This is a genomic window from Sphingomonas sp. CD22, from assembly GCF_034556155.1.
Classification (GTDB): Bacteria; Pseudomonadota; Alphaproteobacteria; order Sphingomonadales; family Sphingomonadaceae; genus Sphingomonas.
Genome location: NZ_JAYDYX010000004.1, coordinates 261,655 through 274,454, shown reverse-complemented (window position 1 = coordinate 274,454; position 12,800 = coordinate 261,655). Strand labels below are relative to the sequence as shown.

13 protein-coding genes and 1 tRNA gene are annotated in these 12,800 nt (G+C 67.2%); 9 read left to right on the top strand and 5 right to left on the bottom strand.

The genetic code is table 11. The features are described 5' to 3' along the window. Positions 1-2 precede the first annotated feature (2 nt). On the bottom strand, positions 3-434 hold the full coding sequence (locus SFC76_RS09970) for a cupin domain-containing protein (protein WP_322849322.1): 432 nt from the start codon (positions 432-434) through the stop codon (positions 3-5). 179 nt (positions 435-613) lie between these two features. Here SFC76_RS09970 and SFC76_RS09965 point away from each other — a divergent pair, with 179 nt between their 5' ends. Then, the gene (locus SFC76_RS09965) at positions 614-1,510 is read left to right on the top strand and encodes a LysR family transcriptional regulator (RefSeq protein WP_322849321.1); all 897 of its coding nucleotides are present in this window, start codon (positions 614-616) and stop codon (positions 1,508-1,510) included. A gap of 40 nt (positions 1,511-1,550) precedes the next feature. Here the strand turns inward: SFC76_RS09965 and SFC76_RS09960 are convergent. Beyond that, positions 1,551-1,640: transfer RNA gene (locus SFC76_RS09960), tRNA-Ser, on the bottom strand. Between the two features lie 137 nt (positions 1,641-1,777). Here SFC76_RS09960 and SFC76_RS09955 point away from each other — a divergent pair. From SFC76_RS09955 to mazG, 8 genes are all read left to right on the top strand, one after another. Then, complete coding sequence (locus SFC76_RS09955) at positions 1,778-2,779, top strand: lytic murein transglycosylase (RefSeq protein WP_322849320.1); 1,002 nt, start codon at positions 1,778-1,780, stop codon at positions 2,777-2,779. 67 nt (positions 2,780-2,846) lie between these two features. Further along, a complete protein-coding gene (locus tag SFC76_RS09950) occupies positions 2,847-4,013 on the top strand; it encodes a D-alanyl-D-alanine carboxypeptidase family protein (protein WP_322849319.1) in 1,167 nt (388 codons plus the stop codon). 10 nt (positions 4,014-4,023) lie between these two features. Beyond that, positions 4,024-4,998 carry an AAA family ATPase gene (locus SFC76_RS09945; RefSeq protein WP_322849318.1) on the top strand — a complete coding sequence of 325 codons (975 nt, stop codon included), beginning with the start codon at positions 4,024-4,026 and terminating at the stop codon, positions 4,996-4,998. Positions 4,999-5,039: 41 nt separating this feature from the next. Beyond that, complete coding sequence (metG, locus tag SFC76_RS09940; protein ID WP_322849317.1) at positions 5,040-6,590, top strand: methionine--tRNA ligase; 1,551 nt, start codon at positions 5,040-5,042, stop codon at positions 6,588-6,590. Further along, positions 6,590-7,366: a TatD family hydrolase gene (locus tag SFC76_RS09935; protein WP_322849464.1), complete on the top strand. Its 777-nt coding sequence runs from the start codon at positions 6,590-6,592 to the stop codon at positions 7,364-7,366. The genes metG and SFC76_RS09935 overlap by 1 nt, the downstream gene beginning before the upstream one ends. Continuing rightward, a complete protein-coding gene (locus tag SFC76_RS09930; protein ID WP_322849316.1) occupies positions 7,363-8,127 on the top strand; it encodes an MBL fold metallo-hydrolase in 765 nt (254 codons plus the stop codon). The genes SFC76_RS09935 and SFC76_RS09930 overlap by 4 nt, the downstream gene beginning before the upstream one ends. After that, on the top strand, positions 8,124-8,741 hold the full coding sequence (locus SFC76_RS09925) for a retropepsin-like aspartic protease family protein (protein ID WP_322849315.1): 618 nt from the start codon (positions 8,124-8,126) through the stop codon (positions 8,739-8,741). The genes SFC76_RS09930 and SFC76_RS09925 overlap by 4 nt, the downstream gene beginning before the upstream one ends. Positions 8,742-8,786: 45 nt before the next feature. Then, positions 8,787-9,515, top strand: coding sequence for a nucleoside triphosphate pyrophosphohydrolase (mazG, locus tag SFC76_RS09920; RefSeq protein ID WP_322849314.1), 729 nt, complete (start codon positions 8,787-8,789; stop codon positions 9,513-9,515). A 9-nt stretch (positions 9,516-9,524) separates the two neighbouring features. Here mazG and hflX read toward each other — a convergent pair whose 3' ends face one another. From hflX to SFC76_RS09905, 3 genes are all read right to left on the bottom strand, one after another. Then, positions 9,525-10,811, bottom strand: coding sequence for a GTPase HflX (hflX, locus tag SFC76_RS09915; protein ID WP_322849313.1), 1,287 nt, complete (start codon positions 10,809-10,811; stop codon positions 9,525-9,527). Positions 10,812-10,813: 2 nt separating this feature from the next. Beyond that, the gene (gene hfq, locus SFC76_RS09910; RefSeq protein WP_322849312.1) at positions 10,814-11,299 is read right to left on the bottom strand and encodes an RNA chaperone Hfq; all 486 of its coding nucleotides are present in this window, start codon (positions 11,297-11,299) and stop codon (positions 10,814-10,816) included. 122 nt (positions 11,300-11,421) lie between these two features. Then, entirely contained in the window at positions 11,422-12,798 is a 1,377-nt protein-coding gene (locus SFC76_RS09905; RefSeq protein ID WP_322849311.1) for a sigma-54-dependent transcriptional regulator, read from the bottom strand. Positions 12,799-12,800: the final 2 nt, after the last annotated feature.

Genomic DNA, 12,800 nt, shown 5'->3' with positions numbered 1-12,800 from the left:
GATCACGACCGTTTCTCCTGCTCGACTTTGCCGTACCAACGGACCGCGGTGCCATCCTTAACGGGCTGCACGCTGAGATAGCCGAACGGGCTCGCGGGAGACGCGCCGTGCCAGTGCGGTTCATCCGGCGCGAACCAGATGCTGTCCCCGGCGCGAACCTCGATAACCTCGCCGCCCGCGCGCTGAACCATACCGACGCCGTCTAGCACGAATAGAAGCTGCCCTCGCGGATGACTGTGCCAATGCGTGATCACGCCTGGACCGAGGAACGCGCGCATCGCGGTCATCTCTCCCTCGGCGCGGCTCGACAGGATCATCTGAACGAGGAAGGTGTCGCTCGAAACGCCAGTCGGCGCGGCGACGATGCCGCTTCCGGCCCGCCGGACGGTCATGTTCGAAGGACAAGCGGCGTCCATTTCAAAAGGATCGCTCATCTTGCCGCGTGCCTTGCGGTAGTGGCAGCAAAAGCATCGTCGTGCGGACGCAGGACGTAACAAGTGGGAAGCATAAACGCGCTCCGTTGAGCCGATTGACACATGAAGAATGCGGCGTCAGCGTCATCCTGAAAATCGGATAATTCGGGATCGGTATTCCCGATATTCGGGATCGTTCTATGCGCCTGACCAATCTGGATATGGACGCCCTCCGCACGTTCGTCTTCGGTACGGATGCCGGATCGTTCGTCCGCGCGGCGGAGCGGCTCGGACGCTCGACCTCGGCGGTGAGCGCGCATCTCAAGAAACTGGAAGCGCAGACGGGGGTGCCCTTGCTCCGCCGTGTCGGGCGCGGTCTCGCGCTGACTGACGAGGGCGAGACCCTGCTCGCTTATGCGCGGCGACTGCTCCACCTCAATGACGAGGCGCTCGGGGCGGTGCGCGGCGTGGAACTGGAAGGCTGGGTTCGTCTCGGCCTTCAAGAGGATTTCGGCGAGGCAGTGCTTCCGCAGGTCTTGGGCCGCTTCGCCCGTGCGCATCCGAAAGTCAGGATCGAGGGCCGGATCGCACGCAACGGCGAATTGATCGCCAAGATCGCGTCGAACCAGCTCGATCTCGCGCTGGCCTGGGATGGCGGGCAGGCGGCATCCGGCGAGCGGATCGCAGCTTTGCCCCTGTGTTGGCTGGGTAGCACCCACCAAGATGCGTGCTGGCCGACGGATCGCGATCATCCGCTTCCGTTGATTACGTTAGACGCGCCGTGCCTGCTCCGCACCCTCGCGTGCGAGCAACTGGACCGACACGGCATTGCGTGGCGGATCGCCTTCGTCAGCCCCAGCCTCGCCGGCATGTGGGCGGCGACCGCGGCAGGATTGGGCATCGCGCTGCGCACGTCGATCGGCCGCCCCGCCTCGGTTCGCGTACTCGATCCCGCCGCGCACCGCTTGCCGGATCTGCCGTCGCTGAACCTCGTCCTGCTTCGCGCTGCCAAGGAGGCGGACCCGGTGACGGATCATCTCGCGCTCATCATCAAGGAGGCGTTGCGGGATGCGCTGCCAGTAGAGGCATTGATCTAATGGCGAGGGTGGCGATTTGCGCCAGCAGCAGCAGCAGCAGTGGCGGAGGGAGTGGGATTCGAACCCACGGTAGGCTTCCACCTACGGCGGTTTTCAAGACCGCTGCCTTAAACCACTCGGCCATCCCTCCGTGCCGGCCCCGGATAGTCGCACCGCGGCTGCCCGTGCAACCCCTGCGACGATAAGAGGTTCACGTCACCGGCTCGCTGTGGCACCACCACCGGCATGTGGGGGCAACGACTGCGACGCGCGCTGACGACCGGCGTAATGGCAACGACCTTGGCGCTGAGCGCCGCCGTGCCGGCGGCGGCGCAGGACGAGGCGGGGTTCCAGACCTATCTGCAGACGCTGCGCCAGCAGGCGCTCGCCGAGGGCGTGACGCGGCGCACGGTCGATGCCGTCTTCCCGACGCTGACGCTCAGCGACCGGACGATCCAGCTCGATCGCGCGCAGCCGGGCAATCCCGGCAGCACCGCGACGCCGCCGTTCGCGCCCTATAAGGCGAGCCATGTCGATGCCGCGCGGATCGGTCGCGGGCGCACCACCTATCAGGCGCAGCGCGCGCGGCTGGCGCGTGTCGAGCGCGAGACCGGTGTGCCCGAATCGATCATGGTCGCGATCTGGGGGCACGAGACCAATTATGGTGCCTATACCGGCAATTTCGATCTGCTGCGCAGCCTCGCCAGCCTCGCCTACGAGGGGCGCCGCCGCAGCCTGTTCGCGGGCGAGTTCATCGCCGGGCTCAAGATCCTCGATCGCGGCATCCCGCGCGAGCAATTGAAGGGGAGCTGGGCCGGCGCGACCGGCAATCCGCAGTTCCTGCCCTCGGTCTATCTGCGGCTGGCGCGCGACGGCGATGGCGACGGGCGCGCCGATATCTGGACGAGTCCGGCCGATACGCTCGCCTCGATCGGCAATTATTTCGCCAATGCCGGCTGGCGTCCGGGCCAGCCCTGGGGCGTCGCGGTCAGCGTTCCGCCGAGCCTCGACCGGGCCGGCCTCACCAGCCGGATGATGTCGCCGCGCTGCCCGCGCGTGTTCGAGCGGCACAGCCGCTGGCGGACGATGGCGGAATGGCGCGCGCTGGGCGTGGTGCCGCAGGGCGGGCGGTGGCCGGGCGACGGGGTGCAGGCGACGCTGATCGAACCCGACGGGCCCGGCGCGACCGCCTATCTCCTCACCGGCAACTATCGGGTGATCCTCGATTACAATTGCTCGAACTTCTACGCTCTGTCGGTCGGCTTGCTCGCCGATGCGGTTGAGGGCTGACGGCGCGCGCCAGCGTCGCTATGCCACTGCCATTCTCGCTTATCTTCCGGAAAGCCCCATCGACGTCATGAACAAGCTGATTGCCGCCCCCCTCGCGATCGTCGCCGCCGCCGTCCCGTCGGTCGCCGCCGCCCCCCAGTTCCAGGGGACCGCGCCGATCGCCTATATGGAAGACCTGTCGTCGGGCGCGGTGCTGTATCAGCGCGACGCGGATCGCCGCATGCCGCCGGCGTCGATGGCGAAGATGATGACGGTCTATGTCGCCTTCGACATGATCAAAAAGGGCGAATTGAAGCTCAACCAGACCTTCCAGGTGCGGCCCGAGACGTGGCAGCGCTGGCATGGGCCGCAGGCGGGATCGACGATGTTCCTGTCGACCGGCGAGACGGTCAGCGTCGAGAATCTGCTCAAGGGCATCGTGACGCTGTCGGGCAACGACGCCTGCGTGGTGCTTGCCGAGGGGATTTCGGGGACCGAGCAGACCTTCACCGACCGGATGAACGATCAGGCGAAGAAGCTGGGCCTGACCAACAGCCATTTCGGCACGTCGAACGGCTGGCCCGACAATGGCGTGACCTATGTCACCGCCAAGGACCTCGCGCATCTCGCCAGCGCGACGATCCAGCATTTCCCGGACCTCTACAAGCGCTTCTATTCGCTGCGCAGCTTTACCTGGGGCAAGACGCTCGGCGCCGGCGCCGACATCACCCAGGCCAATCGCGATCCGTTGCTGGGCCGCGTCGCCGGTGCCGACGGGCTCAAGACCGGTCACACCGAGGAGGCGGGCTATGGCTTCACCGGCTCGGCGGAGCAGAATGGGCGGCGGCTGGTGATGGTCGTCGCCGGCCTGACCTCGTCGAACGGCCGCGCCGAGGAATCGGTGCGCTTCATGGAATGGGGCTTTCGCGCGTGGCAGGCCAAGCCGGTCGTCGCGGCCGGCAAGCAGGTCTCGACCGCCGAGGTGCAGATGGGCAGTTCGAGCAGCGTCGGCCTCGTCGCGCCGAAGCAATTGACCGTCACCGTGCCCGCCGGCGCGGTGCCGCAGATGAGCGCCAAGGTCGTCTACGACGGCCCGATCCGCGCGCCGATCAAGGCCGGCCAGCATATCGCCGATCTCATCGTCAAATCGCCCGATCTGCCCGAGCAGCGGCTGCCGCTGGTCGCCGACAAGGACATCGGCGAGGCGGGTTTCTTCGGCCGCGCCTGGGCGGGGCTGACCTCGCTCTTCGGCTGATGCCGCGCGCGTGACCGGGACGTTCGGCAACGCCGACGCGCACGCCGCCTTCGTCGCGGCGCTGCGTGGCGGCGCGTTGCATCATGCCTGGCTGCTGGTCGGGCCGGAGGGCGTCGGCAAGGCCAGCTTCGCGCAGGCTGCCGCGCTGCGGATGCTCGCCGAGGCGAGCGCGACCGGCGTCTCGGCGCCGGGGCTCGTCGTGCCCGAGGGGCATCCGACCCGTGCGCTGGTCGATGCCGGTTCGCACCCCGATCTGCGCGTGATGCGGCGGCTGCCCAAGGACGCCGAAAAGCCCGATCAGGATCTCGCCCGCAGCATCACGATCGCGCAGGTCCGCAGCCTCCAGCCGCTGTTCGCGACGACGCCGTCGATGGGGGCGCGCCGCGTCGTCATCATCGATGCCGTCGACGATCTCGAGCGCAACGGCGCCAATGCGTTGCTCAAGAATCTGGAGGAGCCGCCGGCCGGGACGATCTTCCTGCTGGTCAGCCATGCGCCGGGGCGATTGCTGCCGACGATCCGTTCGCGGTGCCGCGTGCTGCGCTTCGGCGCGCTCGACGATGGCGATATGGCCAAGGCGCTGCGGCAGGCGCTGCCCGAGGCGGGCGAGGACGAGATCGCCGCGCTGGTGCGGACGGGGGAGGGGGCGCCCGGCCGGGCGATCCGTTATGCGGGTCTCGACATCGACGGGCTCGACCGCGCGATCGCCGGCATCGCCGAGGATGGCGATCCGATGAACGCGCGCCGGGCCGCGCTCGCCCGCGCGCTGGCGGGGAAGGGCAATGCCGCGCGCTACGAGGCGTTCCTCGATCGCGTTCCGGCGATGATCGCGCGCGAGGCGCGGACGCGTTCCGGCACGCGGCTCAAGACCGCGCTCGATGCGCAGGCGGCGGCGCGCGATCTCGCCGGGGCGGCGCTCGGCCTGTCGCTCGATGCGCAGGCGACGGTGTTCGAGATGGCGGCGATCGTCGCGACGCTGCGCTGACCCCGCTTCACCTCGCCGGGCGGATCGACTAGGAGGCCGGCATGGCCGATCCTTATTATATCACGACCGCGATCCACTATCCCAACGGGCGTCCGCACATCGGCCATGCCTATGAGATGATCGCCGCCGATGCGATCGCGCGGTTCCAGCGACAGGCGGGGCGCGACGTGCGGTTCCAGACCGGCACCGACGAACATGGCCTCAAAATGGCGCAGACGGCGCGCGCGCGTGGCGTCGAAGTGCGTGCGTTCGCCGATGAGATGTCGTCGCATTTCAGCGAGATGGCCGACACTCTTAACATCTCCTACGATCGCTTCATCCGCACCGTCGAGCCGGCGCATTACGCCGCCAGCCAGGCGATCTGGCGCGCGATGCGCGACAAGGGCGACCTGTACCTCGACCGCTACGAAGGCTGGTATTCGGTCCGCGACGAAGCCTTCTACGACGAGAAGGAGCTGATCGACGGGGAAGGGGGGCAACGCCTCTCGCCGCAGGGTACGCCGGTCGAATGGACCGCGGAGGAGACGTGGTTCTTCCGCCTGTCCGACTATCAGCAGCCGCTGCTCGACTTCTACGCCGCCAATCCCGACTTCATCCGCCCGGAGAGCCGGCGCAACGAAGTGCTGCGGTTCGTCGAGGGCGGCCTGTCCGATCTGTCGGTGTCGCGGACGAGCTTCGACTGGGGCGTGCCGGTGCCGGACAGCCCCGGCCACGTCATGTACGTCTGGGTCGATGCGCTGACCAATTACCTGACCGGCGCGGGATATCCCGACGATAGCGAAGCGCTGGCGCGCTTCTGGCCGGCGGATCTGCATCTGATCGGCAAGGATATCACGCGCTTCCACACCGTCTATTGGCCGGCGTTCCTGATGTCGGCGAATCTGCCGATCCCCAAGCAGGTGTTCGCGCACGGCTTCGTGCTCCATCGCGGCGAGAAGATGTCCAAGTCGGTCGGCAATGTCGTCAGCCCCGACGAGTTGACCGGGGCGTTCGGCGTCGATGCGGTCCGCTATTTCCTGCTGCGCGAAGTGAGCTTCGGACAGGACGGCAGCTACTCCGCCGAGGCGATCGTGACGCGGGTCAATGCGGAACTCGCCAACAGCTTCGGCAATCTCGCGCAGCGCACGTTGTCGTTCATCGCCAAGAATCTGGGCGGGGCTTTCCCGGATGCCGGGCGCAGCGATCCCGCCGATGCGATGCTGATCGAGGAGATCGTCGTCGCCTGTGCGGGGCTCAAGGCGGCGTTCGGCGATCTGATGCTCAGCCAGGGGATCGAGGCGTGGATGCGCGGCGTCTTCGCCTGCAACCAATATATCGACGCGCAGGCGCCCTGGGCGTTGCGCAAGACCGATCCCGAGCGGATGCACGCGGTGCTTAATACGCTGGTCCGCGCGATCCGCATGCTGGCGATCGCCATCCTGCCGGTGGTACCGGGCGCGGCGGCCAAGGTGCTCGATCAGATCGGTGCGACCGAACGCGATCATGCCGCGATCGACGATGACGGCTGGTATGCGCGTCAGGCGGCGTCGGGCTTCGCGATCGCGCCACCGTCGCCGGTGTTCCCGCGGCTCGAACTGCCGGTGGCCGAATGATGTTCGCCGACAGCCATTGCCACCTCAACTACAAGGGGGTGTTCGAGCAGCAGGGTGAGGTGCTGGCCCGGGCGCGGGCGCGGGGCGTCGGCGCGATGCTCAACATCTCGACGCGCGAGACCGAATGGGATGCGGTGGTCGCCACCGCCGAGCGCGAGCCCGATGTCTGGGCGGCGATCGGCATCCACCCCAACGAGGCCGACGCCTATCCCGACGTCGGTCGCGCGACATTGATCGACCGCGCCGCGCATCCGCGCGTCGCCGCGATCGGCGAATCAGGGCTCGATTATCATTACGAGCATTCCGATCGGGTGCGGCAGCAGGCGAGCTTCCGGACGCATATCGCTGCCTGTCGCGATACCGGCCTGCCGCTGATCGTCCACACCCGCGATGCGGAGGAGGACACGCTGGCGATCCTGCGCGAGGAGATGGAGCAGGGGGCCTATACTGGCGTCATCCATTGCTTCACCGCGAGCGGCGCGTTCGCCGACGCGGCGCTCGACCTCGGTTTCTACATTTCGATCTCGGGGATCGTGACGTTCAAGAATGCGCGCGATCTGCAGGAGACCGCCGCGCGCCTGCCGGCCGAGCGGCTGCTGATCGAGACCGATGCGCCGTTCCTCGCGCCGGTGCCCAACCGGGGAAAGCAGGGAGAGCCCGCCTTCGTTGCGGATACGGCGGCATTCCTTGCCAAGCTGCGCGGTGAGCCGATCGAAGACCTGGCGGCAAGAACGGCCGATAACTTCTTCTCCCTGTTCAACAAAGCGCAACGGTGAAGGTCCGTATCCTCGGCTCCGGCACGTCGTCGGGCGTGCCGCGGATCGGCAACGACTGGGGCGCCTGCGATCCCGGCGAGCCACGCAACCGTCGTACCCGTGCATCGCTGCTGGTGGAACATGAGGGCACGCGCATCCTCGTCGACACCGGCCCGGACATGCGCGAGCAATTGCTTGCCGCGGATGTCGCGGCGGTCGACGCGATCATCTGGACGCACGACCATGCCGACCATTGTCACGGCATCGACGACGTCCGCCAGATCTTCCACGCACTCGGCAAGCCGGTGCAGGGCTTTGCCCGGCCGCGGACGCTGACCGCGCTGCGCGAGCGCTTCACTTATGTCTTCGCGGGCCGACAAGGCTATCCGCCGACGGTCGAAGCCGCCGAATTGCCGGACCGGCTGACGATCGGCGGCATCACCGTGGACGTGGTCGATCAGCCGCACGGCCATATCACCTCGGCCGGGCTGCGTTTCCGCGCCGGCGATGCGGTGGTCGGCTATGCGACGGATTTCCACGAACTCACGCCGGCGATGCGCGCGCTCTATACCGGGCTCGACGTCTGGATCGTCGATGCACTGCGCTACGCACCGCATCCGACACATCCCGACGTGCCGACGGTGCTCGACTGGATCGAAGAGCTGCGGCCCGGCCGGTCAGCCTTCATACATATGGACCATAGTATGGATTATGCGACGCTGGTGGCGAGTTTGCCGCCGGGCGTCGAACCCGGCTATGACGGACTAGAATTCACGCCATGAACACGGATGTGGGCGGCTCGGCGCTCTTTTACCTGGTGCTGCTCATCTTTCCGATTTCGGCGCTGATCGCCCGCCGCGTGCCCGTCCTGCGGATCGTCATGTCTCTGGTGAGCTGGCTGGTGATCATCGGCGTGCTCGTCGTCGTCGTCGGCCAGCGCGAGCGGTTCGATCCCTATCTGCAGCGCGTCGCCAGCCTGTTGAAGATCGATGACCAGAGTGTCGTCGGCCGCGAGACGCGCATCCGGATGGCGGCGGACGGGCATTTCTGGGCGCGCGTGACGCTCGACGGCGTACCGCGCCGCATGCTCGTCGACAGCGGCGCGACCGTGACCGCCTTGTCGACCCGCACCGCGCAGGCGGCGGCGCTGGACGTCCGCAACAGCGCGTTTCCGATGATCCTCAACACCGCCAACGGCCAGATCAGCGCGCAAACCGCTTCGGTGCGGGAATTGCGGCTGGGCGACATCGCCGCGCGTGACCTCGGGGTTGTCGTGTCGCCGGCGTTCGGGGACACCGACGTGCTCGGCATGAACTTCCTGTCCAAGCTCAAATCATGGCGGGTGGAGGGGCAGACACTGATCCTCGAACCACATCACCATCAGGATTTTACATAATGTCTATTATCAGTCTTGATTGTGGTCGGTGAGAGGGGGCGTGGAATGATCGAGCGACTGGTGGCGATCATGGCACGGCTGCGTGATCCCGACCGCGGCTGCGACTGGGATGTCGCGCAGACCTGGGCGACGATCGCGCCGTACACGATCGAGGAAGCCTATGAGGTCGCCGATGCGATCGCGCGCAATGACGCAGCCGATCTCAAGGACGAACTCGGCGATCTGCTGCTTCAGGTCGTCTTCCACAGCCAGATCGCGGAGGAAGCCGGCGCCTTCACGCTCGCCGATGTCGTTGCGTCGATCAGCGACAAGATGGAGCGCCGCCATCCGCATATCTTCGGCGATGCGACGCAGAGCCCCGGTTGGGAGGACCTCAAGGCGGCGGAGCGAAGCGGCAAGGCGGATGCCAGCGCGCTGGCCGGCGTCGCCGTCGGGCTGCCCGCGTTGATGCGGGCGGTGAAGCTTCAGAAGCGCGCCGCACGGGTCGGTTTCGACTGGCCCGACGACGCGGGACCACGCGCTAAGCTTCACGAGGAAATCGAAGAGGTTGCGGCTGCTACCGGTGATGAGATCGAGGACGAGATCGGCGATCTGCTCTTCTCCGCGGTCAATTGGGCGCGGCATCTCGGCGTCGATCCGGAAGCCGCGCTGCGCCGCGGCAACGCAAAGTTCGAACGGCGCTTCCGTAACATGGAAACGCTCGCCGGCGATCGGTTCGCCTCCCTGAGCCTCGCCGACAAGGAAGCGCTCTGGCAACAGGTCAAGCGCGGATAGGCACCGGTCTCATCGCTGCAAAAAGCGTTCGTAATCGCGCTCTGCGAGGCGAACCTCATATTGCGTCTGAAGATCCTCGCTGATCTGGCCGAGCACCTCGCCATGCGCGTGCAGCCAGGCAGCCCCCGCCCCGTCGCCGGCATCCAGCGTGATCCAATAACGACGATGGCCTGCGGTGAGTTTGGCGGCGACCTGTTCGATCAGATCGTCGATCCCCTCCCCGCTGAGCGCCGAGATCGCGACGACATCGTCGCGATGGCTCGCTTCGACCAAAACGTCCTCGTGTCGTTCGCCTTCGAGCAGGTCGAGCTTGTTCCACGCCTCGAAGCGCGGGGTCAGTTCGGACACGCCGATCTCCGCCAGCACCGCCTCGACGTCGCTGCGCTGCGCTTCGGTTTCCGGATGCGCGATGTCGCGGACGTGGATCAGCAGGTCGGCCGACACCACTTCCTCCAGCGTTGCCTGAAAAGCGGCGACGAGCTGCGTCGGCAGATCGGAGACGAAGCCCACCGTGTCCGAGAGGATCGCCTTGTCGATGCCGGGCAACGAAATCTGCCGCAACGTCGGGTCGAGCGTCGCGAACAGCAGATCCTCGGCCATGACGTGCGCACCGGTGAGCCGGTTGAACAGCGTCGACTTGCCGGCATTGGTATAGCCGACCAGCGCGATGATCGGCCACGGCGCACGCTGCCGCCGGTCGCGATGGAGGCCGCGGGTCCGGCTGACCTGCTCCAGTTCGCGGCGCAGGCGCGCCATACGGTCGCGGATCAGGCGCCGGTCGGCCTCGATCTGCGTTTCGCCGGGACCGCCGAGGAAGCCGAAGCCGCCGCGCTGCCGTTCGAGGTGGGTCCAGCTGCGCACCAGCCGGCCGGCCTGATAATCGAGGTGGGCGAGTTCGACCTGCAACCGCCCTTCGGCGGTGGCGGCGCGTTCGCCGAAGATTTCGAGGATCAGGCCGGTGCGATCGATGACCTTGGCTTCGAGCGCGGTTTCGAGATTGCGTTGCTGCACCGGGGTCAGGCTCGCGTCGAACACGACGAGGTCGGCCTCGTTCTGGCGCACCTGCACCGCGAGTTGCTCGACCTGGCCGCTGCCGATCAGCGTCGCCGCCTTGGGCGAGCGCACCCGCACCGCGACCTTCTCCGTCACGACCAACCCGATCGCCGCGGCGAGGCCCGCCGTCTCATCGAGCCGGGCATCGGCATCGCGATGCGCGTCGCCCTGATCCGGCAGGACGATCAGCGTGCGACCGCCACGGGCAAATTCGTCGCGGTCGCGGTTGAAACCATTGCTCACTATTATTCTTCCGTCTCGCCCTCATCGGCAAGGTTCAACGCGCGAGCCGGCTGGATGGTGGAAACCGCATGCTTGTAGACGAGCTGCGCCATGCCTTCGCGCTGGAGCAGCATGCAGAACAGGTCGAAACCGGCGATCTGGCCCTGCAGCATGACGCCGTTGATCAGGAACATCGTGACCGAGTCTTCCGACTTGCGCACGGCGTTGAGGAAGATCTCCTGCAACAGCGGCTGCTTGCGCTGCGCCTCGCCGACCGACTCGATGAGCGCGGCGATATCCATCGGACCCGACGGCATGATGGTGGAAATGGCATGTTTGTAGATGAGCTGGGACTGGCCATCGCGGCGCAGCAGCACCGAGAAATTGTCGAACCAGGTGACGATGCCCTGCAATTTGACGCCCTTGACCAGGAACATGGTCACCGGCGTCTTGGAACGGCGCAGCGCATTGAGGAAGAGGTCCTGCAGAGACCCTTGTTTTTCGGCCATGATGAGCCTTTCGGTTCTTGGCGAGCCGTTTGCCCGCTATCGCGCCGTTTCCCGGCGTCGGATCGTCGCCCGGATCGGGCGACACGCTGCATCTATGAACGATGCGGCCCTACGTCCAGCGCTCAATCCTCGCGCATGTCGGTGATGCCGAGCAGCTTGAGCTTCCGATGCAGCGCCGAGCGTTCCATGCCGATGAAGCTCGCCGTACGGCTGATGTTGCCCGAGAAGCGGCGGATCTGGACGCGGAGATATTCGCGTTCGAACGTCTCGCGCGCCTCGCGCAGCGGTGCGCCCATGATCGCCCCCCCGCCCCCGCTGCCGAGATCGCCCTGATCGCCGAGCACTTCGGCGGGGAGCAGGTCGAGATCGATGCGGCCGATCCGGTCGCCGGGGGCGAGGATGATCGTCCGCTCGACGACGTTGCGGAGCTGGCGGACGTTGCCGGGCCAGTCGTAGGATTGCAGCGCGACCATCGCGTCGGGGGCGATCTCCGGCGTCGGGACGCGGCGGTCGGCGGCATAATGCGCCATGAAATGCTCGACCAGCGCCGGAATGTCCTCACGCCGTTCGGAGAGCGCGGGCAGCACGACGGGGACGACGTTGAGCCGGTAATAGAGGTCCTCGCGGAAGCGGCCTTCGGCGATCTCGTGCGTCAGGTCGCGCGAGGTGGCGGAGACGACGCGGACGTCGACCTTGACGATGCGGGTGCCGCCGATGCGGCTGAAGCTCTGGTCGGTGAGGACGCGCAGGATGCGGGCCTGCGTCGCGACGGGCATGTCGGCGATCTCGTCGAGGAAGAGCGTGCCGCCGTGCGCCTGTTCGAGCAGGCCGGGGCGGACGAGGTCGCCGCTCTCCTCGACGCCGAACAGCTCCTCCTCGACGCGTTCGGGGGTCATGCGGGCGGCGCTGACGATGACGAAGGGTGCCTGCGCGCGGTTGCTCCAGCCGTGCAGCAGGCGGGCGGCGACCTCCTTGCCGACGCCCGCCGGCCCCATGATCAGCACGCGGCTGCCGGTGGCGGCGACGCGCTTCAGGGTGGCGCGGACGCCGTTGATCGCGCCCGAGCTGCCGGTGAGGTCGCTCTCGCGCCCCGCCGAGACGCGCAGGCTGGCGACCTCGCGGCGGAGGCGTTCGGTCTCGGTGGCGCGGGCGACGAGGAGGAGCAGCCGCTCCGCCTCGAACGGCTTTTCGATGAAGTCGCTGGCGCCGCGGCGGATCGCGGCGACGGCGGTGTCGAGATTGCCGTGGCCCGAGATGACCAGCACCGGGATCGACGGATCGCGGCGCTTGATCTCGTCGAGCAGCTCCAGCCCGTCGAGCCGCGAGCCCTGTAGCCAGACGTCGAGCAGCACCAGCGACGGGCGGCGGGTGGCGATCGCCTCCAGCGTCGCATCGCTGTTGGCGGCGGAACGGGTCTCATAGCCCTCGTCTTCGAGGACCCCGGCGACCAGTTCGCGGATGTCGTGTTCGTCGTCGACGACGAGGATGTCGAGCGGCATGT